The organism is Psychrobacter nivimaris (assembly GCF_009812035.1).
Classification (GTDB): domain Bacteria; phylum Pseudomonadota; class Gammaproteobacteria; order Pseudomonadales; family Moraxellaceae; genus Psychrobacter; species Psychrobacter nivimaris.
In genome coordinates, this window is the sequence record NZ_VZIZ01000034.1 from 1 (window position 1) to 24,778 (window position 24,778).

17 protein-coding genes, 1 pseudogene and 1 other annotated feature are annotated in these 24,778 nt (G+C 44.5%); of the genes and pseudogenes, 8 read left to right on the plus strand and 10 right to left on the minus strand.

Annotation, left to right across the window (positions count from 1 at the left end; all coding sequences use genetic code 11):
• The first annotated feature begins 50 nt into the window (after positions 1-50).
• The 3 genes and pseudogenes from FQV37_RS11715 (at position 51) to FQV37_RS11725 (ending at position 2,005) form a co-directional block, all read left to right on the plus strand.
• Positions 51-1,270, plus strand: a protein-coding gene (locus FQV37_RS11715; RefSeq protein ID WP_420877019.1) for an IS3 family transposase whose coding sequence is annotated in 2 segments (ribosomal slippage) — positions 51-327 and positions 327-1,270 — 1,221 coding nt in all. Because the reading frame shifts where the segments join, the coding sequence is not laid out codon by codon here.
• Positions 326-442 (plus strand) — a sequence feature (AL1L pseudoknot). It overlaps the preceding gene by 117 nt.
• Positions 1,271-1,320: 50 nt before the next feature.
• Positions 1,321-1,494 (plus strand): annotated as a pseudogene (locus tag FQV37_RS11720) (copper resistance protein B); the annotation flags it as partial.
• Positions 1,495-1,537: 43 nt separating this feature from the next.
• On the plus strand, positions 1,538-2,005 hold the full coding sequence (locus FQV37_RS11725; RefSeq protein ID WP_160023195.1) for a DUF305 domain-containing protein: 468 nt from the start codon (positions 1,538-1,540) through the stop codon (positions 2,003-2,005).
• Between the two features lie 35 nt (positions 2,006-2,040).
• On the opposite strand, the gene FQV37_RS11730 is transcribed toward FQV37_RS11725, so the two are convergent.
• Both FQV37_RS11730 and FQV37_RS11735 read right to left on the minus strand, forming a co-directional pair.
• Positions 2,041-2,262 (minus strand): putative antibiotic biosynthesis monooxygenase, encoded by a 222-nt coding sequence (locus tag FQV37_RS11730; protein WP_101204544.1) that lies wholly within the window; start codon positions 2,260-2,262, stop codon positions 2,041-2,043.
• 171 nt (positions 2,263-2,433) lie between these two features.
• Positions 2,434-3,573, minus strand: coding sequence for an alkene reductase (locus FQV37_RS11735; protein WP_160023197.1), 1,140 nt, complete (start codon positions 3,571-3,573; stop codon positions 2,434-2,436).
• 173 nt (positions 3,574-3,746) lie between these two features.
• On the opposite strand from FQV37_RS11735, the gene FQV37_RS11740 reads away from it, so the two are divergent.
• Complete coding sequence (locus FQV37_RS11740; RefSeq protein ID WP_160023199.1) at positions 3,747-4,631, plus strand: LysR family transcriptional regulator; 885 nt, start codon at positions 3,747-3,749, stop codon at positions 4,629-4,631.
• Between the two features lie 164 nt (positions 4,632-4,795).
• On the opposite strand, the gene cobA is transcribed toward FQV37_RS11740, so the two are convergent.
• From cobA to FQV37_RS11765, 5 genes are all read right to left on the minus strand, one after another.
• The gene (gene cobA, locus FQV37_RS11745; protein ID WP_227522881.1) at positions 4,796-5,659 is read right to left on the minus strand and encodes a uroporphyrinogen-III C-methyltransferase; all 864 of its coding nucleotides are present in this window, start codon (positions 5,657-5,659) and stop codon (positions 4,796-4,798) included.
• Positions 5,660-5,864: 205 nt separating this feature from the next.
• Entirely contained in the window at positions 5,865-9,368 is a 3,504-nt protein-coding gene (locus FQV37_RS11750; RefSeq protein ID WP_101204540.1) for a nitrate reductase, read from the minus strand.
• Positions 9,365-10,843, minus strand: a complete 1,479-nt coding sequence (locus tag FQV37_RS11755; RefSeq protein ID WP_240991028.1) for an NAD(P)/FAD-dependent oxidoreductase — start codon at positions 10,841-10,843, stop codon at positions 9,365-9,367. Before FQV37_RS11755 ends, FQV37_RS11750 begins: the two co-directional genes overlap by 4 nt.
• Positions 10,844-10,895: 52 nt before the next feature.
• Positions 10,896-13,094 (minus strand): bifunctional protein-serine/threonine kinase/phosphatase, encoded by a 2,199-nt coding sequence (locus tag FQV37_RS11760; protein ID WP_338104009.1) that lies wholly within the window; start codon positions 13,092-13,094, stop codon positions 10,896-10,898.
• A 16-nt stretch (positions 13,095-13,110) separates the two neighbouring features.
• Positions 13,111-14,619: a NarK family nitrate/nitrite MFS transporter gene (locus FQV37_RS11765; RefSeq protein ID WP_160023201.1), complete on the minus strand. Its 1,509-nt coding sequence runs from the start codon at positions 14,617-14,619 to the stop codon at positions 13,111-13,113.
• Between the two features lie 641 nt (positions 14,620-15,260).
• On the opposite strand from FQV37_RS11765, the gene nirB reads away from it, so the two are divergent.
• Positions 15,261-17,861, plus strand: coding sequence for a nitrite reductase large subunit NirB (nirB, locus tag FQV37_RS11770; protein WP_160023203.1), 2,601 nt, complete (start codon positions 15,261-15,263; stop codon positions 17,859-17,861).
• A 179-nt stretch (positions 17,862-18,040) separates the two neighbouring features.
• Positions 18,041-18,391 (plus strand): nitrite reductase small subunit NirD, encoded by a 351-nt coding sequence (gene nirD / locus FQV37_RS11775; protein WP_101204537.1) that lies wholly within the window; start codon positions 18,041-18,043, stop codon positions 18,389-18,391.
• A gap of 139 nt (positions 18,392-18,530) precedes the next feature.
• Here nirD and FQV37_RS11780 read toward each other — a convergent pair whose 3' ends face one another.
• A complete protein-coding gene (locus tag FQV37_RS11780) occupies positions 18,531-19,358 on the minus strand; it encodes a DODA-type extradiol aromatic ring-opening family dioxygenase (protein ID WP_160023205.1) in 828 nt (275 codons plus the stop codon).
• A gap of 88 nt (positions 19,359-19,446) precedes the next feature.
• Entirely contained in the window at positions 19,447-19,893 is a 447-nt protein-coding gene (locus FQV37_RS11785; protein ID WP_160023207.1) for a DoxX family protein, read from the minus strand.
• Positions 19,894-20,054: 161 nt separating this feature from the next.
• On the opposite strand from FQV37_RS11785, the gene FQV37_RS11790 reads away from it, so the two are divergent.
• On the plus strand, positions 20,055-20,963 hold the full coding sequence (locus FQV37_RS11790; protein WP_160023209.1) for a LysR family transcriptional regulator: 909 nt from the start codon (positions 20,055-20,057) through the stop codon (positions 20,961-20,963).
• An 89-nt stretch (positions 20,964-21,052) separates the two neighbouring features.
• On the opposite strand, the gene FQV37_RS11795 is transcribed toward FQV37_RS11790, so the two are convergent.
• A complete protein-coding gene (locus FQV37_RS11795; protein ID WP_160023211.1) occupies positions 21,053-21,766 on the minus strand; it encodes a DarT1-associated NADAR antitoxin family protein in 714 nt (237 codons plus the stop codon).
• Between the two features lie 467 nt (positions 21,767-22,233).
• Here FQV37_RS11795 and FQV37_RS11800 point away from each other — a divergent pair, with 467 nt between their 5' ends.
• Positions 22,234-24,696: a heavy metal translocating P-type ATPase gene (locus tag FQV37_RS11800; protein ID WP_160023213.1), complete on the plus strand. Its 2,463-nt coding sequence runs from the start codon at positions 22,234-22,236 to the stop codon at positions 24,694-24,696.
• Positions 24,697-24,778: the final 82 nt, after the last annotated feature.

Below are 24,778 nucleotides of genomic sequence, written 5' to 3' on the forward strand. Positions count from 1 at the left end.
TGAACCGCCCCGGGATTGTCGGAGACCTAATATTCTGAGAGAATACGACAATGAAAACACGACATTATACTCCTGAGATTAAAGAACGCGCCGTTCGCATGCTCATTGAAGCGGCAGGCGACTACCCCTCTACCTGGTCAGCGATTCAAGCCATCGCCCCTAAGATTGGCTGCACACCTGAGACCCTGCGATCCTGGCATAAAAAGCACATCGATCAAACTATTCCTGCCTCAGTACAAGCGCAAAGTGATAAAGAGCGCATCAAAGAGCTTGAACGCGAGAATAAAGAGCTTAAGCAAGCTAATGAAATCATCAGGAAGGCTGCGGCTTTTTTCGCCCAGGCGGAGCTCGACCGCCCACCGAAATAATGGTCGATTTCATTGATGTTAACAAGCAAGAATATGGGATCGAGCCAATCTGTAGAGTACTACCGATTGCCCCATCAACCTATCACCGTACTAAAGACTTGGAGAGCTACCCTGAAAAACGCTCACTGCGCAGTCAACATGACGACTTTTACATCAGCGAGATTAAACGCATCTGGCAGGACAGCAAATGCCGTTACGGTGCGCGTAAAGTATGGCAGCAGATGAAAGCTGAGGGGTTAAAGGTTGCTCGGTGTACCGTAGAGCGATTAATGAAGCAGTATGGCCTACAAGGCGTCTGGCGTGGCAAAGGCAAGATTACCACCAACAGCCGTGACGACCAAAAGCGCGCTGATGACTTAGTCAATCGTAACTTTAATGCACGTCAACCCAATCAGCTTTGGGTAGCTGACTTCACCTATATAAAAACAACTAGCGGCTGGGTATATACCGCTTTTATTATTGATGTATTTGCTCGCGCTATTGTGGGCTGGAAAGTATCGAATCGCATGAATACCGATATGGTTATGGCTGCGCTAAATCAGGCGATAGTAGACAGAAACAACCCTAAGGATGTCATTCATCACAGTGATCGAGGGGTTCAGTACTTATCCATTCGCTATACTGATAAAATGTGTGACTCTGGTATCATCGCTTCTGTCGGCACGACTGGTGATTCATACGATAATGCACTGGCTGAAACGGTCAATGGACTCTATAAATCTGAGGTAATTGACTATTTAAAGGAGAACTGGACTGGTATCAATGATGTTGAACTGGCAACCCTTGAATGGGTGGATTGGTTTAATAAAATACGACTGCATAGCACGATTGGTTATGTGTCACCCTTTGAGTTTGAAAAGCGGTATTATGATAATTTAATCCTGTCAGGCATGGCTGCCTGACTCAAGTAAATCACTCTCCGATATAGTCGGGGCGGTTCACCAAGGGCTTTAATGAGATGGAAGCTGAGGTTAGGCTGACTTACGAGACGTTCAGTCGCCAGCTAGCCCCTTATGTGGGGGTTAGTTATGAGACAGCGCTTGGCAAGGCTCGTGGCCAAAGACGTCAAGAAAATGAATCAGTTGATAGCAGTAGTTTGACTGCGGGAGTTAAATTCTGGTTTTAACTGTCTACCCATTTTAATTTAACAAAACAATGGAGGTCATATCATGGAAACTGCTAAGCAAAAAAATATGAATCCTTATGTAAAATTCACCTTAATGATTCTGACATCGACTGTCATCATGTATATCATGATGTACTTCAATACCTATCAGTGGGATCACATTTACTTTAGTGAAACCCGAGCTTATATGGCGCTATACATGGGTGCCGGTATGGCAGTCGTCATGTTGGCATTTATGACCGATATGTATAAGAAGACCAAGGTCAATTTGATGATCTATGGTCTAAGTGTATTGATGTTTGCAGTTGGTATCTGGGGCGTTAGATATCAAGCGACTGTCGATCAAGTCGATTGGATGCAGGCGATGATACCGCATCACTCGATTGCCATTCTCACCAGTAGCCGCGCTGATATTGAAGATCCGCGTGTGCAACAGCTTGCTGATGATATTATAAAAGCACAAAAACGTGAAATTGATGAAATGAAGCAGTTGATTGATGAGCTTGAATAAGAGAATGGTGTACCAGTGAACGCTGCGAAAAGTGATCACTCTTTTCTGCTCAGACGCTCAATGACCCAGCCTGCTAGTGGGAAAGACACCAACTGTGTCAGTGGAACAAGTATTATCGTTTCAATTAATACCACTACTGGCAGGCTTAATCCTTGGGTCACAGGCTTCAATAACGTCAATACGATTAGGAGCGTTGGATAAAGTCCGACATATCCTATCAATATGCGTATAAGTCTATCTTTGGAATTCTGATTCATTGCCTACTACCTATTGATAAAACGATAAAAGAAAAACCTTTAAGCGACAAAAACAATAATTGTCGCTTAAAGATTGACTGTCTGTGAATATCCAACAAGTCACAAATTTATAAATGAAAATAAGGCCATTAGTATTAATGGCCTTATCTCAGTCACTGTTTATATACTTTGCTATTCTTGATAGTAAGGATAATCACTGTAGCCCACATCAGTACCACCATACATCGTGGTAGGATCTACTTCATTCAATGGCCAGTTATTGGCAATACGCTCTGGCAGATCAGGATTGGCGATAAAAGGACGACCAAACGCGAATAAATCACCGTAGCCTTTTTCTAAAATGTTCACAGCTTTTTGTACCGTGTACTTGCCAGCATAAATAATACGGCCTGAAAACTCTTCTCTGACTGCTTGATAAAAAGTGTCTGGTAAATCAGGCGCATTATCCCAATCAGCTTCTGCAATGGACAAATAAGCAATACCCGCTTGCTCAAGCAATTTGACTGCTTCGACATAGGTATGATGGGGATCTGACTCTACCAAGCCTAAATACACGCGCGTCTCATCCGTACTCGCAAATAATGGCGCAAAGCGTACGCCTAAACGATCAGCACCCACCACATCACTGACAGCAGCCACGATTTCTTTTAAGAAGCGCAAACGATTGGTCAACGACCCACCATATTGATCATCACGGTGATTGGTGTGCTCAGAGATAAACTGATTGACCAAATAACCGTTAGCACAATGCAGCTCTACCCCATCAAAACCCGCCTCCAATGCATTGCGCGCAGCGGCCGCATACATCGTTACCAACTCACCAACTTCATCGGTACTGAGAGCGCGTGGCTCACTTGGATCAGCCAATGCACCTGCACCTGGACCTGTTTCAATAAATACTTTGACGTTATCAGCGGTAATATCAGACGGCCCTACCGGCTGAGCACCATTAGGCTGCAAGCTGGTGTGCGACACACGGCCTACATGCCAAAGCTGAGCAAAAATAATACCGCCTTTGTCATGTACTGCTTGCGTGACTTTTTTCCAACCTTCAACTTGGGCTGATGAATGGATACCTGGCGTCCAAGCATAACCTTGACCTCTTGGCTCAATCTGCGTACCTTCCGTCACCATAAAGCCTGCTGACGCACGCTGTGCATAATAGCTGGCCATTAATTCATTAGGGATATTGTCAGGTTGCGTGCTACGAGAGCGTGTCAATGGCGGCATGACGATGCGGTTTTTGAGCGTATAAGGCCCAAGTGCTATAGGGGAAAATAACGTATTTTTGTTTAGAATAGTTTGTGTCATAAGTGTCTCTTTTAAAGCAGCTGATGGCTTATTATTGAATGTATTGAGCCTGTTTTGATGCTTAATAGCTCATTTAGTGGCTACTTAAGCAATGTTGGTCAGCATAGCGTTTTGAGGGTACAATTAGAAACAACCAATTATTGTTTAAGATACAACTATTAATGGTACTCATTATGAATGGAATGAATCGGCTCGATATTAAGCAGCTTAGAGTATTACAAGCACTGCTTGATCTAAAAAACTTATCGCAAGTCGCACGCAAAATGGGGCTGACCCAACAAGCCATTAGTGAGCAGTTACGCAAGTTACGTGAGGTGTTTGATGATCGTTTGTTTATTCGTCAAGGCAATAGCATGGTAGCAACACCAAAAGCGCTATCGATGCAGCAACCTATTGACCATATATTAAAGCAGTTGGAAGATTTGTTAGAGCCAGAGATTTTTATGCCGCACACATACAAAGGCATATTTACGATTAGTGCGACTGACTATGCGACGCAGGCATTATTGCCGCAATTGTTTAATATTACGCGACGCGACGCACCAGATTTGAAGTTAATCGTACGTGATTTTGCCTCAGACAATATCAATCAGCTGATTGCAGCAGGCGAGCTTGATTTGTTGATTACCTTCCCTGAATTTATCCCTGATAACTTATCGTATGTGACTTTATTTGAAGAACAACATTTATGCGTGACGGGTTGTGAAAATACCTTTGCCACAGAGCCATTAACGCTGGCGCAAGTGGCTGCACACGCGCAGCTAGTCGTGTCACCCTCGCGTGCTAATTTACGCGGCTCTCATGATCAATGGTTTGCAGAAAAAGGTCTAAAACGAAATATTGTGATGTCGGTTCCTAGCTTTTCGGCTGTACCAGATATTTTGCACACGACTGACATGATTGCGTTTTATCCTTCGCGATTATTGCCGAGCAATAAGGTCAAAGAACTTGAGGTGGAAGCATTGCCGCCTACTTTTAAGGTCATCGCAGCATGGCATCCACGTACTGCTGACAGTGGCATACATCGTTGGTTAATCGAGCAATTACGAAATCTATAATAATTAACTTAGCTATAGCCAACCTTGAAACGACATCGAACACTCTTAAACTTGATGTAAGTATTATCTAGACTAAACATGGTTCTACACAAGATTCTAGACGGGTGCACATAATCACCTTAGTAACAGTTTCTTAAAATAACAGTCTTTTAAACATAGTTATCCTACGCAATACTCTCCAAATTGGGTATTAAATCATTACTGCTTATCACTTTATCAACATCAACAAACTCACCTTTACCCATGGCGCCAAGATTATAGTCTGCAAACTCATGATATAAAGTGACCACATCACCCATAATCAATAGTGCAGGGGTTGGCAGTTTTGCTTCAGCTTGCTGATCAGCGATATCACTTAATGTGCCGATAAGTACTTGCTGCGTTGGCATACTGGCATGACTAATGATAGCAAAAGGCGTTTCGCTGTCACGTCCGCCTGCTATCAACCCTTGTGTCATCTCATGCAAACGGTGCAAACCCATGTAAAACACAACTGTCTGGCTGCTGTCCATTAGCTCACTATAATCGTTATTAGGCGCTCCATTTTTTTTGCAAGCAGTAACAAACTTGACCGATTGAGCATGGTCACGGTGCGTTAGTGGAATTCCTGTACGGCTAGCAGCGGCACTGGCGGCAGTAATACCTGGAATAGACTCAAAATGAATGCCATGACGTACCACTTCCTGTAGCTCTTCGCCGCCGCGTCCAAAAATAAAAGGGTCGCCACCTTTTAAGCGAACCACCATCTTACCTGCCAGCGCGTGTTTGACCAGTAGCTCGTTAATACTTTCTTGTGGCAATGCATGATTGGCGCGGCGCTTACCAACGAATATTTTTTCAGCCGTGCTCGCGCACATATCCAAAATATCCTCAGACACCAGACTGTCGTATAACACTACCTCTGCGCGCTGCATTACTCGCCACGCTTTTAATGTTAATAGCTCAGGGTCACCAGATCCTGCGCCAATCAGATGCACAGTGCCTCTTTTGGTGCAAGTTTGCACGTTTTCTGCGCAGTGTTGATCCATTAGCTGATAGGTCTCATGCATTGAGGTAGCGGCAGATATATTGGTCATGGTGGTGACTCCTGATAACAGCGTGAATACAGCAAAATGGGCAACCACAAGCAAAGTTGTCAATAAACCCCTACCCTAAAATGGCTTATTGTTCATAACACAACACTCAACCAGTAATTGCATATAAAAGGCTGCAAGCGACGTGCCATAACATCATTTAAGCTTGTGCCAATGGGCCGCATTCTGCGATTAATGCGTTAATTTGCCCCACGCAAGAGCCACAATTGGTACCTGCTCGGCACTGCTTACCCACTGCCGTCGCACTAATACAACCATGCTGTGTGATAGCGTTGAGAATGGTATTTTTTCCAACTGACATACATGAGCACACTAAAGGTCCTGGATCAACATAGCCGCTGGCAGGCCGCCCCGCTAGCAACCATTTATATCGTTGATTAACAGGTATTTGACTAGTATCCGTAAAGCAGCTATCGAGCCAACGTACACTCGGTAATTGCTTTTGCGTTGGAGCAACATAAATAGCCATAATCAGTTGTGTGCTGGGTCTCTCATCATCAGATGACCCACTATTTATGGCAGCGTTATTTGAGTCCGTCTCAGGCGCAGATTGCGTCACAATAAAACGCAATTGATTCTGTACATTATCGACCGTAAACGCCGTATGCATGACACGCTCTTGACAGTTTGGCTGTGATAATGATTGCATAGAGGCCATAAACTGCTGCCAAAACTCGGGGCACGCTAAGGTACTGCTAGCCTCCACCATCGGGCTAGCGAGATTTATCAAGACACTGTTATTTTGATGACTCAAACTCCAAGTAAGTGCAGGTAATGCCTCTGGCAAAATATTATTCGAATGTGCTTCGCATTTTGTTTCAGACAATTCTTTCTCTGACGATTGCGCAGAAAAATTGGCCAAAATAGTACGTAGTTGCACTATAACGGCGTCTTGCCACTCAGGATGCACCAAAATCTTGCCAAATGATTGCATAGGAACGGACGTGACACTGATCGCCGAATTTTTGAGCTCTGGCTGCCCTGAATGTGGATCGACGACTGTTGGAATAAGGGGACCTACCCGAGCAAAGCTAGCAAAAGCATTGCTCCAATGCATGGGCATAAACGCATCACCAACGCGCAACGTATCGCTAATGGCAACTTGCGCCATTACGGTACTTGCGGGCTCGTTGCCATCCCTAGCCGTACTCATCGCGATATCAATGACTATGCCATTATTGGTCACGCCGTTCTCATAACTTTCATACTTTCCGTAGTTTTCATACCTACGATGCAGTTGCACAAAATCATTGTCTTGAACACCTAGCTGCCGTGCATCATTAGGATGTATGGTCAGTGTCGGTACTGGCTGATGTTGATTTAACTGCGATGCAAGGCCAGTGCGAGTCATGGTGTGCCATTGATCACGCAGCCTGCCAGTAATCAGGCGTACATGAAACACTTCGTTTTCAGATTGAGTATCATACTCAACCTCGTGTTTAGAGGGTGTTCGATTATCAACAATCAGTTGGGGTTTTTGCCTGCTTTGATATCGATGCACATTAGCTACGCTCGCTTCATTAGAGGGTGTAATAGCGATTAACTGTGACTTAGTAATAGTAGCAGCGGAATTAATAATCTCGTTTTCTAAAGGTTTTATCTTATCAATCATAGAGATACGCGTGCCACCCCATTGAAACGGTAGCATCTCTTCGTATGCTTGCTGACTGAGTACGATTGGCTGATGTATTTGATTGCCGTTCTGGTTAATATGCTGGCTAATATATTGTTGAGCAGGTTTATCGGCTGGTACCTCATCTGTCATTAAAGCAGACAAGTCTTTGCTAAGGTTCAGATAACGAGGGTAATTCTTATTAGAGTGAGATGTTCTGTGGCTATGCGTATTACCATCAGCGGTCAATGCCACATGCTCATTAAATATCTCGCTAGGATGTTGGTAATCAAACCCCGTTAATCCCATTCGTGTGGCAACTTGAGACAGTATCCACCAATCTGGTTTGGCAAGCCCTGCTGCAGGCATTAATGTCCGCTGCCGAGAGATACGCCGTTCAGAATTGGTGACCGTTCCAGATTTTTCACCCCACCCTTGAGCAGGCAGTACAATGTCGGCACACTTTACCGTATCACTGTCTACCGAGCAATCAGAGACAATTACCAAATCACATGCAGCAAGCGCTTGACGAAAATTATCCGCATCTGGCAAGCTGACCACAGGGTTGGTGGCCATAATCCAAATGGCCTTGATACGACCATCCAATATGGCAGCGGCAGCATCGCAGGCTTTGACACCCACGTTTGGGGAGATAGGTTGAGGCGACTGCCAAAAGTCTGCCACAAGCTGACGATGATCGGCATTGTCTAGTTCTAAATGCGCCGCCAACAGATTTGCAAGGGCGCCGACTTCTCGTCCACCCATTGCATTAGGCTGTCCAGTAAGTGAAAACGGACTGGCCCCTACTTTGCCCACACGCCCCGTGAACAAATGGGTATTGGTAATAGCATTGACCTTATCGGTTCCGCTTTGTGATTGATTAACGCCCATACTAAAGGCAGTGACTGTTTTATCAGTGGCGGCAACGCATTCATAGAACTGGCGGATACTATCTGCCGACACTTGGCAGGCGTGTGCAACTTTGTCAATGCTCCATGCTTTGGCAGCATTCACCGCATCATCAACGCCCAAGCTTTGGTTAACATATTCATCATCTTGGCAACCCTGCTGATCTAGGTAATGCAGCAACCCATTATATAAATGTGTATCCGTACCCGCAGCAATTGGTAAATGCAAATCAGCAAATTCACAAGAGTCCGTACGGCGCGGGTCTATTACAATCAGTTTTTTATTAGGATTGGCTTTTTTGGCTGCTAAAAATCGACCAAACAAAATAGGATGGCACCACGCCATATTGGAGCCTACCAGTACCAATAAATCACAAGCTTCCAAATCCTCGTAATTACCCGGCACAAGGTCTGCACCAAACGCACGTTTGTGCCCAGCTACTGCAGATGACATACACAGCCGAGAGTTGGAGTCGATGTTATTATTACCAATAAACCCTTTTATAAATTTGTTAGCCACGTAATAGTCTTCAGTCAGCAATTGACCTGAGACATAAAACATAATGCTGTCTCGCCCGTGTTTAGCGATAGTGTCATTTAAACGACTGGCTACGTCATCTAAAACGGTGTCCCAGTCTGTCTGATTTATAAGTGGCTTGTCGGATACGTCTATAGCATTGAAATCATTACCCAATTGCATAGGCTGATGCTGTTTCATGACTGCTTGCTTGTTTTGATAATATGGCTCGGTCAAGCGGCGCGCAGTGCCCAGTGTTTGTGCTAGCGCACTCCCTTTGGAGCACAATTTACCAAAGTTAGCCGGATGCTCAGGATCTCCTTTAACGCTCAGCACCTCTGTCTCATTTACGCTCGCTAAAACACCGCATCCCACTCCGCAATAAGGGCACGTCGTGCGGATAGTAGTGATAGAGCTATCAATCGAGCTATCAATCAAATCGCCATCAGAAGACGTCAGTGCTTTTTTTATATTTTTGGCAGCACTTATATCATGTGTTTCAATGACGCAGTCTGTTGCTTTTTGCACGCTATTAGGTAGGCCGTTCGATTTATTAGCTGATACTACTTTGCTTGCAGCAGATTCATTGGCAATAGCGTCATTCATAATGCATCCTCTAACAGTTCAGCCGCTTTATGATGATCGACGTTCTTGTCTGTCTCATTAAATTCTATATCTACTTCCGTAGTTGGCAAATTGTTAAGTGTGATTTCATCCAAATGACAATATGCCTCACCAAATATGAGTGTGTCTTTGATGGACGTAATATCAACGTTATCTATAATCAACTGGCTATAAAAGCTGCCATCGCTGGTGTCCCCATAAAGCACAGCACCAATGAGTTTGTTTTCTTTGAGGTACAGACAATGATAATGGTTTAATTCAGGCTGACGATATACGAGGGTTTCAACAGTATCAGCGGCTTCGTCATCAAAAGCGATTTGCCCTGCAGAAAATGCCGACATACCAGATACTTTTAATTTTAATGACAACGGTTTGCTCACAAAAGAAACCCAGTGATCTGGTACGGCAGTTTTATTGTCTATCACATTTGTATCGTTTTTTATCAAAGCATCTTTTAAAACCGTGACCAACGTATCTACTTGTTGATTGACCGGCGCCACCATTCCAAATAGCTCGCCCTCTCGCTCTATACACTCACCAATCGCATAAACATTGGGACAACTGGTATGCATAAAATCATCGACCACAATACCGCGATTAACCTCGAGTCCGCTTTGCTTAGCAAGCGCTGTATTGGGTATCACACCCACTGCCATCACGATAAAATCGGCCGCTAGCATGCGCCCGTCTTTTAAAGATAGTCCGCATACTTCTCCTGCGTCATTCATCTCAATGGCTTCAGTGTGTGCAGAAACCGCGAGACAAACCCCTCGGCGGCGGAGCTCGGCTTGCAAAAGTTCGGCGGCTGGCAGGTCTAATTGACGATTGAGGACATAACCATCCATATGAATGACCGTCATACTCGCGCCCTGTGCCGCTAACGCGCAGGCAGCCTCCAATCCCAGTACGCCACCGCCAATCACCAAACCCGTTTTTCCTTGGCGGGCATAGTCCATCAGAGCGGTCACATCGGCAAGGTCTCGAAACACATGCACGCCCTTAGCCGTGTGATTGGGGAACGGAATGACTCGAGCAGTTGATCCTGTGGCCATTATTAACTTGGCATAGTTGAGTGTTTGCCCATCATCTAGCTCAATACACTGGCACTTAGTATCTATTGTCTCTACTGCAACCCCAGCCAGCACGGTAATACCCAGCTGCTCATACTCTGAGTTGTCATATAAATAAGTATCTTCAAACGCTGTGTCGCCAGCCAATACTGGTGACAGCATAATGCGGTTATAGCCCACTTGCGGCTCTTTACTGATTAACGTAATTGGCAAACGGGCGGTGTCATCATTTGATTGCGTGCGAGCAAGCTCAATGGCAAAACGACTGCCTGCCATGCCCGCTCCGATAATAACGATGCCAGCGTTTTTTTGATGGTCTGATGCTAAGGCGTGAGTGTTGGTATGAGTATCTACCCTAGTGGCGGCTTGCGACATAGATAGCGACATAAACAGAAAATTCCTTAGCCGCGCGGAGCAGCATTGAATGCAAAACAGCGTGTCATGAAAAGTACGCCAACAACAATAAAATGATGACAAACTCTATGAAGCAAATGCCATGCCATACTAGTAGAGGGTTACGCTTAATGAGAGGCTCTGGGTCGCGGCTGTGCGCCTTATTATCGGGGTTAAAATCTTGTAAAAACTCACCAATGGCTTGATAGCGCGCGTTAGTATTGACATGCAGCGCACGCATGAGTGCCTGTTGGCTGGTGTCAGGTACGTTCTGTTGCCGTAGCGGCTGCGCGGGCATCATTAGTGTTTGGTTTGGCATCATTAGTGTCTGGGTATTAAATGGCAATTGCCCCGTCAGCAATTCATAGCCAATCACTGCAATCGAGAACAAGTCAGAATGCACGCCTTTTGGTGCATCGGTGTAATATTCTGGTGCAGCATAGTGCAAATCACCATTTGGTGGTCGGGTGCTGTCTTTTAAGATAGAGGAACTGGCGGAACCAAAATCAATGAGTTTGACCGCGCCTGATTTGGTTAAAAGAATGTTTTCGGGTTTGATGTCTTGATGCAGCAGATAGTTGCGATGCATGACTCGAACCGCCATGCCAATTTTGGTGAGTAAATCAAAGGTTTGCCACACATCACAAGGCTCATGACGATCCATAAAGTCCCGTAGACTCTCACCGGCGATATATTCAGTCAAATGATATAAGTATGTGGTACTTGCTGGTACTGGATAGTAACGCAGCAGCCCCGACTCACTGAGCCCAGAACCCACGTTATGACCACTATTGTTGGATGCAGGATTGACAGACAATCGATTGGGATCAGCTTGATTATAAGCCGACTCGCCCGCGCGACGATGTTTTGATAGGCTCAAACCAATTTTACGTTCTTTTAGAAAATCACGCAGATAGTGACCATCGGCGACCGAATCTAAACTGGGTGATTTTAGAACAAAGTCATGATTGTATTCATCTTGCACCCAGTACACGTGACTGCGAGCCGTACGAGCAATGATACCAATCACAGTAAAACCATCAATATGATCGCCTATCTGTAAATCGGTTGGCAGCTGGTAGCGATTCACATCATGTATGACCGTATCCAGATTATCAAAGTCAATGCCATCAAAATGACCAATACCCTTTGAGCCATTGATAGAAGTAAAATGGGCTGATCGTGTGTTCATACTCAGCATGACCATGCTTAGATTATCATGACTGCCTGCACTAAAGGCTTGCTCGCACACGGCTTGACTGGTTTTAAACCCTAGCGGTAATTTGTGCGTGGTGGCCATCAACTGAAATATATCAGTCGCACTGCTGCACAGCTCAAATTGCAACTCTGTGGGCTCTATATGCTCATAAACCCCATCTGTCATAATGGCCAAACATTCGTTTTGATGAAGGGTAAATACCGATTGTTGTAGCTCTAACTGGCTATCTGCGCCGATAGCTGCAGCAAGCGCTCCTTTGTCTTGGCCGCGGTGCACGCGATGATCTTTGCTCAATACTGTCAGACAATCTACCCCAACGCGGTATATTCGAGAGTCGCCTGTATGAAACAGGTGAATACGGTCACCGATACAGAGCAAGCCTGATAACGTAGACAACAACGGCGGCACCCGTTGATACGATTGAGGAAAATATAGGATATCGTTGGCTTTGTTGACTGCTGTTTTGATGATAGTGGCGACTTGATCATCATCAAAACTGATGGATGACGTCTCATCTTGTGATTGTGCCAGTGCAGTCAACCCTAATGTGATTTTGTGGGCAATGGTATTCACTACCAGTCGACTTGCCTGTTTTGGAAACTGACAAGCGCTGACCCCATCTGCCATCAGCACCAATAATGGGGCTGATGAGGACGGGTGAGATCTTGCTTGAGATATTGAGCGATTAGCATTAGATGATTCTGCATCTGAACATTGATAGGGCAAGCAGGTGGTGATAAGTAAGCTGTCTTGGTTTTCAGTCTTGCGACCTGCCATAGTAAAAAAATCAAGCCACCATAATGCAGTACTGGCATCAACAATATCCTTACTGTCACCAGTCTTATCAATAGCGTGGCTATCAATGCGCTGGCTGACATCGTTGGTAACAAACTGACCTGAGCCTATTAGAGATGACGGATTGCCTGTATTAAAATGAACCGCCATCTCATCAGCGTTTTGGTACATATCACCATCCGCATTTTGACTATTGTTTCTATTGGCGTTTGCTGCATGTGTTATCGTCATCTGTCTTCACCCCGTACTATCTATGACTCACTTGTATTTCGGCAAATGTGCCATCTGGCATCTCTTCAATAATGATGCCTTCTGGCTCTTTTAAGAGAAACAATGCAAAGAATCCAACCACTGCTGTCGCGGCAATTACAAAGAAAAACACTTGATAAGACACCAGGCTCAACACCGTTAAATACACCACTGATCCAACATTGCCATACGCGCCTGTCATCCCTGCAAACTGCCCTGTCATACTGCGTTTGATCAGAGGAAGCACTGCAAAAACAGCACCCTCACCTGCTTGTACAAAGAATGAGCAAAACATTGTGATTAACAATGCTAATGCCAGTGGCCACGTTGAGTCAAGGAAGCCCATTAATAGATACCCGATGGCCAAACCAGCTGTCAAAATCAACAAAGTAATTTTGCGACCAAACTTATCACTGAGCCAACCGCCACCTGGGCGTGACATGAGATTCATAAAGGCATAGCTCGATGCCAATACCCCTGCCATTACAATCGATAAACTAAAAGTTTCTTGGTAAAACAAAGGAAGCATCGACACGACGGCAAGCTCTGAGCCGAACGTAGCAAAATACAAAATATTTAAAATACCTACTTGCTTAAAATCATAACGATGCGCCACTGGTACAGGCGTGGTGAAAACCTCTTTATTAAAGCGGTAGCTACTAATAAACTCGTAAACATACAGTATCGCAAGGCCGATATAGACCATGGTGACACTAGACTGGCTCAGCAAGCTCACACCATCAGGTGATAGTTTCCACGCCAATAGGGCCAATGCCAAATACATAGGCAGTTTAAAAACCATCATTAACCAAAAATCACCTGATGACGTCACCATCATGGCACCTGATTTTTTGGGTTTAAAATAAGTAGCTCCTTTGGGTGTATTACGCGCCATCTTATAAAAAATGATGCTATAAATCGCCATCACAACTCCTGACGTGGCTGTTGCATAACGCCAACCTTCATCACCACCGAACACTGCTGCGGCACCAATCGCGATAGTCGGCAATAACAGTGCCGCTGCTGCTGAGCCGAAATTACCCCACCCCCCATAAATGCCCTCAGCTGTTCCCAATTCATTGGTTGGAAACCAATCGCTCATCAAACGGATACCCACCACAAAACCTGCACCCACAAAACCCAGTAAAAACCGAGACAGTGCCAAGGTGTTGTAATCCTGCGCGAACGCAAAGGTAAAACAAGGAATAGCACCAATGGCTAAAATGGCGGTATAAACAATACGAGGGCCAAAACGGTCTGTCAGCATCCCGATAATCACGCGGGCAGGAATAGTCAGTGCCACGTTTAAAATGAGTAGCGTTTTGACTTGATCTTTACTCAGATTGAGTGTTTCTCCAATCGCTGATAAAAATGGTGCATGGTTAAACCATACAAAAAAGGTAAGGAAAAATGCCATCCAACCTAAATGAAGGATTTTATTTTTACCCGTAAATGACAAAACATTAAGCTTGTCTTTACTAGGTGCAACGGGGGCTGATGATGACATAGGCAACTTCCTCAAATGATTAACTTCAGGGTTCTGACAACGTACTAAAGGTACTAAGTGTTCAAAAAATGCAGTATTCAAATATGATAAGTAGCAATGTTTCAAGCAGTGCAATGGTTATGCCAGTTATTTATGTACGCTGCCAAATCCGTATAAAGATCAGCACTCGTTAATTATCCAAGCGCCTTTACTGGCGGGTCTATAACCATTACCACACCTGACGCTTATGCTAATAAAGCATTAACACAGCAGATTTAAAACACTCCATCAGCCTCCCTTATAAACAGCAATAACATCCAACTTGGGGCACTGTAGTGTCTATTTTGGTGCATTAATTTTTGATATCACTGTCGTTAACAATCGTGTTCACCCTGATTTTTGGCAAATAGTGGCGCTAACTATACTCACGTAAAAACCTTTGTACATAAGTGACTCGAACCGATACGGTATACCTTTATGTCTGATGGCAACACGCAAAAACCCAGCTAATCAAAGTGCCATGGCATGATTATTGAATGCTCTGTAATAGTAGGTATTAAATGCTGTTTATCAGCTGTTGTTGAGAAACGAAACCGTTTATAGCGTGATAAAAAAATAAACGATGTCCGTATTCAACCAGCCCCATTACTAAGGACAGACGCATGATTAGCACTGCATTGAACACAGAAAACAAAGGCAATTTGGTGGTGATTGGCAACGGTATGGTCGGTCATCACTTTATTGAACGAGCAATTGAGCAAGGACTGCACCAGCAATTTGATATTCATGTATTTGCTGAAGAAGACCGCCCTGCTTATGACCGTGTTTATTTGTCGAGCTACTTTGAACATAAAGATGCCAGTAAGCTGAACCTAGTAGATTTAACGGCTTACGAATTATCAAAAGTTAATTTGCATTTGAATCAATGCATTGTAGATATCGATTCTGCCAGTCAGCGTATTACTACTGAGGCAGGCGAGATTATTGAATACTCTGAATTGGTGCTAGCGACGGGCTCATATCCTTTTGTGCCGCCCATCCCAGGCCGCGAGCATCCGCACTGCCATGTATACCGTACCATTGCAGATTTAGATGAGATTCTAGCGATTGCTGAGCTACCCACTGTCAAAAAAGGCGTGGTGGTTGGTGGTGGCTTACTGGGGCTTGAGGCCGCAAAAGCGCTCGTGACGCTAGGGCTTGATACCTATGTGGTCGAGTTCGCACCGCAATTGATGGGCGTTCAGCTTGATGCCGCTGGTGGTGAGATCTTAAAGCGTAAAATAGAAGCACTGGGTGTCAAAGTACTGACAGGCAAAAACACCAAAGAGATTCTGTCTAATACTGCACGCCACTCTGATGACACTAGCAGTGATGGTCAACATTTAACCATGCAGTTTACAGATGGCACCTCTCTAACGACCGATATGATTGTGTTTAGCGCTGGTATTAGACCGCAAGACGGTCTCATTAAAAACAATCCCGAATGCGGTATCGAAATGGGCGGGCGTGGTGGCATCTTGATCAATGAGCAATGTCGCACCAATGTAGATCATGTTTATGCCGTAGGCGAATGCGCAGTATGGGACAATAAAGTATTTGGTCTGGTAGCTCCCGGTTACAACATGGCCAGTATCTGTGCCGCGCAAATCGCTGGTGATAGCAAACAGATATTTACGGGTGCTGACATGAGCACCAAGTTAAAACTGATGGGTGTGGATGTAGGTAGTATTGGCGACGCACATGGCTCAAGTGAAGGCAGCTTAAGCTACCTGTATCAGAACCCTGCTGAGGGAATTTATAAAAAACTGGTCACCACACCAGATAACAAACGATTGCTTGGCGCTGTATTGGTAGGCGACACCGAAGACTATAACAACCTATTGCAATTATATTTAAATGACATTGACCTACCCGCACACCCAGAAAGCCTGATATTACCCAATGTCGAAAAACCCGTGATGGGCATCGACAATCTGCCAGATACCGCCACGATTTGTTCTTGTTATAACGTGACCAAAGGTGCTATCTGCTCAGCCGTCGAAAACGGCGCATACTCCGTCAGCGATGTAAAAACCATGACCAGTGCTGGTAGTGGCTGTGGCGGCTGTGCCCCTATGGTCAAAGATACGGTCAGCTATCAACTCACCGCCATGGGCTTTGAAGTAAACAATGACTTGTGTGAGCACTTTGCTTACTCTCGTCAAGATTTATATAGCTTGATTCGCGTGCACGGTATCAAAACCTTTGATGAATTACTAACTGAACATGGTAGCGGTCATGGTTGTGAGATATGTAAACCAACGGTCGCCTCTATTTTGGCATCGTGCTGGAATGACTACGTACTCAAGACTGAGCTGACACCACTACAGGACAGTAACGATTACTACTTAGGTAACATCCAAAAAGACGGCACTTATTCCGTCGTACCGCGTGTGCCGGGCGGTGAAATTACTGCAGACAAGCTCATCGTACTGGGTCAAGTGGCGAAGCAGTTTAATTTATACACTAAAATCACTGGTGGGATGCGGGTCGATCTGTTTGGCGCACGCATGGAGCAATTGCCTGATATTTGGACGCAACTGGTGCAAGCAGGCTTTGAGACTGGCCATGCCTATGGTAAATCTTTACGTACCGTGAAATCTTGTATCGGTAATAACTGGTGCCGCTACGGCGTCGATGACAGCATTGGCCTCGCCTTGAGATTAGAAGATCGTTACAAAGGCGTGCGCTCGCCGCACAAAATCAAGATGGGTGTGTCAGGCTGTATGCGCGAATGTGCTGAGGCGCAAAGTAAAGACTTTGGCATGATTGCGACTGAAAACGGCTGGAATTTATTTGTCTGTGGTAATGGCGGTATTACCCCGCGTCATGGTGAGCTGTTCGCCACCGATCTGGATACCGAAACCATGGTCAAATACATCGACCGCATCATTATGTTCTATATCAAAACAGCGGACAAGCTACAGCGCACCTCAAAGTGGCGTGAAAGCTTAGATGGCGGGATTGATTATCTAAAAGCCGTCATTATCGAAGACAGTTTGGGCATAGCAGATGAGCTCGAAGCACAAATGCAATTATTGGTCGACAATTACGTGTGTGAGTGGGCAGCGACGATTAATGACACCGAAAAACTCAAACGTTTCCGTCATTTTGTAAACAGTGAGAAAGGCGATGATAATGTCGTTTTCGTGACTGATCGTGAGCAGATTCGCCCAGCGACTGATGCGGAAAAAGCAACCATCAACCTGGTTGAATTGGCCTAGCCAATGATGAGTGCCTTGTTTGTTATCACAACAAGCAAGGTGCTGTTTTTTCCACTCATGTTTTTAGACTCAAGTTTTACGACTCATTTTTCTCAAATCATGTTTTGCAAATTGCAGCTTATCACTCACGATTTATCATTCATACAGAGCAATATTATCATCACTAAGGATACCGCCTCATGAACCAACAGACTATTTGTACACTTGACGATATCATTCCTGAAACCGGTGTCTGCGCCCTGATAGATGGCAAACAAATTGCTATCTTTCGTACCAAAGAGAACGATTTATTTGCTCTTGATAACTACGATCCATTCAGTCAAGCCAATGTACTGTCACGGGGGTTGATTGGTGGAACCACGATTACAGATGATACAGGAACAGCAAAAGAAGTGCTTTATGTGGCCTCGCCCATCTATAAACAACGCTTTAACCTAGCTACTGGCCAGTGTTTAGATGATGAGAGTATTGTGCTCAATACTTATAAATTCAAACTTGATGGGAATAATGTGGTGGCAAACTACGAATAATAAGCGACGTTATCTCTAATTTGATATGCCATTAATAATTGCTGTATTAATCTAAAACATCCTTTGATTCTGAGATTCAAAGGATGTTTTATTTTTGACAATTACGCTGAAACACCGTGATCTATGATTTTCAAAATACTTACCCAAACTGAAAAGCTGACAATTGCGTTTTTAGCACTTGCTGGGAGTAAGTCTTTTGGCCTTTATCACGTCCTGCTGCACCCACCGCTATCATAAGCGGTAACAAATGCTCTTCTGCCCCTAACGGATGTGAGTCAAGCGCATGAGGCGCATTTTTCCAATTAGCCAAGGCCGTGAGTCGTTTATTCGAATCTGCTGATTCTACAGTGTTCGTTAGCCATTCATCAAAACGCTCTGACGGTTCAGTAAAACTGGTATCGCCATAACCGCGCATATTATGAAAGCTCATGCCGCTACCGATGATTAGCACACCCTCTGTACGCAATGACGCCAATGCCTGACCAGCAGCCAAATGCGCCTTCGGGTCTAAATCATGACGCAGGGATAGCTGCACCACTGGAATATCTGCCTCAGGGAACATTAGCTTAAGCGGTATAAATACCCCGTGATCAAACCCACGCTCCGCATCTTGTTTATTGCTTACCCCTGCCTCTGTCAGTAGACTACTGACTTTCTCCGCCAATGCTGGTGCGCCTGAGGCTGGATAAGTCAAACTGTAAGTATGTTCAGGAAAGCCATAATAATCATAAATGAGATCAGGTTGCTTACTAGCGGTGATACTAAATTCAGCTGTCTGCCAATGCGCACTAATGATTAAGATAGCCTTTGGTCGCTCAGGCAAACGAGCAGAAATGCTCTTTAAAAACGTTGCCATCTCATACCACGTATCCGCTGGTTGCCAATCCATGAAAAAGCACGGCCCTGCACCATGCGGTATAAACAATACAGGCTGGCTAACTGACTCATTAGATAAAAGTGTTGTCATGGCTTTCTCCTTGTTGCTTGTCTTAAATGGCTATTTTCAAACAGCTTTATTCACGAAAATTGAATAAAGCTATTTACAACTATAAAACCTATCCTAATTTTTCTGACAATACCTTATCCATACTGAGGGAGCCGCCACCTTGAATAGCTAGAGCAAGCGAAGCCACCATCAATGTTAGCGCGTATTCATAACCACCATTATCAGCGAACAGCCCATTACTGATATGGACAGAAAAAATAGCCACTAACATGGTAAAGGCTGCGGCTAAAGCAGCTGGTCTGGTTAACAAACCTAATACCATAGCCAGACCACCGAAGAACTCAGCACCGCCTGCGAGTATTGCCATCAGGTAGCCAGGCTCCATACCCATACTGCTTAACCATTGAGCCGTACCTGCCAGTCCGTTACCACCGAACCAACCAAATAATTTTTGGGCGCCATGGGCTGCTAAAATTAGGCCAACGGGTACACGAAGCACTAAGGCCGCTGCTCCAGCTTTTGATGTCAAAATAGTATTTAATAGTGATGATTTCATTGATGCTCACTCCATAACGTATGGTTAGAATAAATAGTGTCGAAAATGATATACGCACACTTTACTATCAACGCTATAAAAGAGTAAGATCAGTTATATTGAATAATTATCAACATACTGTTTATAATGGATTTGATATTGAGAGAAATATAGGAATAAATATGGATAGAATCGATGCCATGCGCGCTTTTGTCGCGGTAGTAACAGAAGGCAGTTTTAGTAAAGCGGCAATTACGATGCAGCTCTCGCCGCAGCTAGTAAGCAAGTATGTGGCAAAGCTAGAGGAGGAACTGCATACTCGCCTGCTCAACCGCACTACGCGCAAAGTCAGCCTGACTGAAGCTGGCAGTCAATACTTTACGCATGCGCAGCAGATTTTATTGAGTATTGATGAGATGGCATCGCAGTTAGGCGGCTTACAGCAGCATCCTAAAGGCGTCCTGCGAATCAGTGCTCCCGTGTCCTTTGCCTTAAAGCATATGGCGAAACTCATCACTGATTTTCAGGATCGCTATCCGTCAGTTACCGTTGATCTGCAGTTGAGTGATCGAAAAGTAGATATCGTTGAAGAAGGGTTTGATATTGCCCTGCGTATCGGACAGCTCCAAAGCTCGTCGCTTATCGCCAAGCAGATTGCTCCGATTCGTGTAGTGTTATGCGCCTCACCCGAGTACCTCAAAGCTCATGGCACACCTAAGCAACTTGAGGATTTAGAGTCGCATCGCTATTTGCATTATAGCTATATGAATGTCGAAACTAAGGGGCAAATCTACAAATACCTAAAGACCAAACAATTCAAAGAACGTAGCGTTTTTCATAGTAATAATGGCGACGTACTCGTTGAAGCAGCTATTGCAGGCGGAGGATTGATATTACAGCCGACTTTCATTGCTAGCGAAGCATTAAGTACTGGCAAGTTGGTCGTAGTGTTGCCAGAATATGAACCTAGCCCTTTAGGCTTGTATGCTGTCTACGCCCATAGAAAACTACTACCTCACAAAGTCAGATGCTTTATCGACTTTATAACCAACTACTATGGCACGCCGCCGTATTGGGATGAGAATATATAGCTTTAAACATAGAGACATAAAAAAGCCACGACACATTATGTATCGTGGCTTTCGGTTCAAGCAAACTTAAGCAAGCACTGATTTAATAATCAGATCCAACCTTCTTCTAATAGGTGCTCAGTATTGCTGATTTTAAAATTATTGCATAAGTCATAGAATGCCATTGGGTCTTCAACATTATCGAGCAACTCTCTTTTATGCAGTGCCACAAAAAGCGCCAACGCATACGCTGCACTATGGATAGATTTTTGAGGATTAAAAGTGATATCAGTGAACCCTTGATATTGAATCACTTCCTCATGTAGCTGAGGGTTTTGCTTGAGCGCATTCACGTACAGCCAATCATAAAATGTTGTTAACGGCTCTACGCCCCATTCCATACCAAAGTAGTTGTAGCCAATGAGCTCGCCCGAGGTCATCAATCGCTCATCTTTTCTGGCTTGTCTTGGCGCTACTGTTAGCAAATCCGTGTAAGGACCACCATCTTCAAAAACCATACTGGCTTGAAAAGCATTTTCAACACTATATGGATTGCCATCATGCTCATCGGTAATTTTTAAGCTAAACGGACTTAGCGGAAAACTCAGCTTATTACCAGATTTGCTAGACAGCTCGAGTACCTGCTTAAATCCATACTTTTTACGAATGACTTGTTGTAGGTCATTGATGGATTTTTTCTTTTGTCTGGTCGCAAATCCCACATGTCGCTCAAACATAACCATATCCGTTTTTACCAAATTGTCACTGTTGACTTTGGGCATGAATACGGGTCTTTGTTCTATCGTATTTGGTACTTCTTCCATAGTGATGTGCCTTAATATCAATGGTCTTGTATAAATATTTTATATTAACAGTGCTGATATCACCTGCTGTTGACGGTGTACTCTGTCATTGCTAGCAGCATTTCTTATTATTGTTGTTTTATTCGCTAGCAGCCAAATACAGTGAATTGATCGAAAGCTATCGAGAGCTATCGAGAGCTATCGAGAGCTATCGAACCCTATCAGCGCTCGCTGGGCAGTTTATCTTATTATCAATCATTTATCCTGCCCTATTTTAGAATTAATGCCGCCACACCTTCAACAATAAACCATAATCGAGCTATTTTAAGCTTAACAACGAATATAAGACGCTACTATAAATGCGCTTGAAAGTATTATATAAATACGCTTGACCTTACCATGATGTCAACCTATATGCTGTCACTATAGAATTAAAAATGCGATTAAAAATGCGATTAAAAACAGAATTAAAAACGACAGAGGTTGTTATGAAAACAAAAAACACCAAAACTCCTACTTATCAGGAAGTGCTGAGCATTGAAGGCATGAGTTGCGCATCTTGCGTCGGGCGTATCGAAAAACAATTAAAAAACATTGAGCACGTTGAAAACGCCGAGGTAAATCTTGCCACTGAACAGGCGACTGTTTACTCATCTCAACCTGTAGATGTCACCCAGTTAAATAAAGCGGTAGAGCGCGCGGGCTATAAGGTGACTGAAACCAAGCCTATCGAGCTATCTATAGAAGGCATGAGCTGTGCCTCATGTGTTGGGCGAGTAGAAAAATCCTTGGCCAAAGTCGCTGGCGTGCAACAAGCCACGGTAAACCTTGCAACTGAACGCGCTTGGATTAAAGGCGATGCGCAAATAAAAACAAGTGACTTAATTGAGGCCGTTAAAAAAGCGGGCTACGAGGCCAAACTGGTAGAACAAGATCAAAGTGATCGACAAGATAAGAAAGCATCAGAGCAAAATCAGCTTAAACGAGATTTGGGACTTTCTGCGCTGTTGTCACTGCCCGTATTCATTTTAGCAATGGGCTCGCATATGATTCCAGCCTTTCATATGTGGGTAGTGAATAACCTCGGTACTCAGCAAAGTTGGCTAATACAGTTTGTTTTGACCACATTGGTATTACTCTTTCCAGGCCGACGCTTTTATCAAAAAGGCGTGCCAGCCTTATTGCGTTTTGCGCCAGATATGAATTCGCTAGTGGCGATTGGTACTATCGCAGCGTATGGCTTTTCCCTCATAGCGACCTTTATCCCGCAAGCGTTACCTGAAGGCACGGTGCACGTCTATTACGAAGCCGCTGCTATGATTGTGAGCTTGATATTATTAGGTCGTTATTTTGAAGCAAAGGCTAAAGGACGTACTTCTGGGGCCATTCAGCATTTAGTAGGCATGCAGGCAAAGACTGCCCGTGTACATCAAGATAGTAAAGTCATTGAAGTCCCTGTAGAAAACGTCACCGCACAAATGATCGTTGAGATTCGTCCAGGCGAGCGTGTGCCTATCGATGGTGAGGTGGTTGACGGTCACAGTTATATTGATGAATCTATGATTACGGGTGAACCTGTCCCTGTGAAAAAACAAGCAGGTGATCAAGTGGTCGGCGGTACTATCAATCAAAACGGCACCGTGAATATTCGGGCAACGGCCATTGGTGAAGATTCTGTGTTGGCACAAATCATTCGTATGGTAGAACAAGCCCAAGGCTCTAAATTACCGATTCAAGCATTGGTGGATAAAGTCACCCTGTGGTTTGTACCAGCGGTGATGTTTTTATCAGCATTAACCTTTATAGTTTGGTTGATTTTTGGCCCCGACCCTGCCTTAACCTTTGGTTTAATCAATGCGGTTGCCGTGCTCATTGTGGCCTGCCCTTGTGCAATGGGATTGGCCACACCCACTTCAATTATGGTCGGCACGGGTCGCGGTGCAGAATTGGGTGTGCTATTCCGTAAAGGCGAAGCGCTACAAATGCTTCAGGATGTGAGCGTGGTTGCCGTTGATAAAACTGGCACATTGACTGAAGGCAAACCTACCTTAACAGATTTCCAAGTCCAACAAGGGTTTGAGAAAGAACAAGTCTTACGTGTGGTGGCATCGGTTGAAGCAAAGTCTGAGCATCCCATTGCCTTAGCCATTGTACAAGCAGCAGAAGAACAGAATATTCAACTGCTGCCTATCACTGATTTTGAGGCGATGACAGGTTTGGGTATTCAAGCAAACGTGGCAGGCCAAGTGATCCACATTGGCGCAGATCGTTATATGCAACAATTAGGGCTTGATGTTGCACCTTTTGAACAAGATTCGCTACGTTTGGGGCAAGAAGGTAAAACCCCACTCTATGTATCGATTGACCAGCAGTTGGCCGCTATCATCGCCGTTGCCGATCCTATTAAAGAGACGACTCATGCCGCCATCGCCGCACTACATCAGTTAGGCTTAAAAGTGGCCATGATTACAGGTGATAATCGCCATACCGCCCAAGCGATTGCCGCAAAATTAAATATTGATCAGGTAGTAGCAGAAGTATTACCCGAAGGCAAGGTAGATGCAATACGCCAGTTGCAAGAACAATATGGCCGAGTGGCATTTGTTGGTGACGGTATCAATGATGCCCCTGCATTGGCTCAGTCCGATGTTGGATTGGCCATTGGTACAGGCACAGACGTTGCAATTGAGGCAGCTGAAGTGGTGCTAATGTCAGGTAGTCTGCAAGGTGTGCCTACTGCAATTGCCTTGAGTAAAGCAACCATCAGTAATATCAGACAAAATCTGGCTTGGGCATTTATTTATAATGTCGCCTTGATTCCGATTGCCGCAGGTGTCTTGTATCCCGCTTTTGGTATCCTGCTCTCACCCATTTTTGCGGCAGGTGCAATGGCGCTATCTTCTGTTTTCGTATTGGGTAATGCGTTACGCCTCAAGTACTTCAAAGTATAGTCAGCGAACTACTAAACCGCTACAGAGTGAATATAGAACCGTAAAGGATATCCATATAGGGTTTAAACCTTAATGGTTAAAC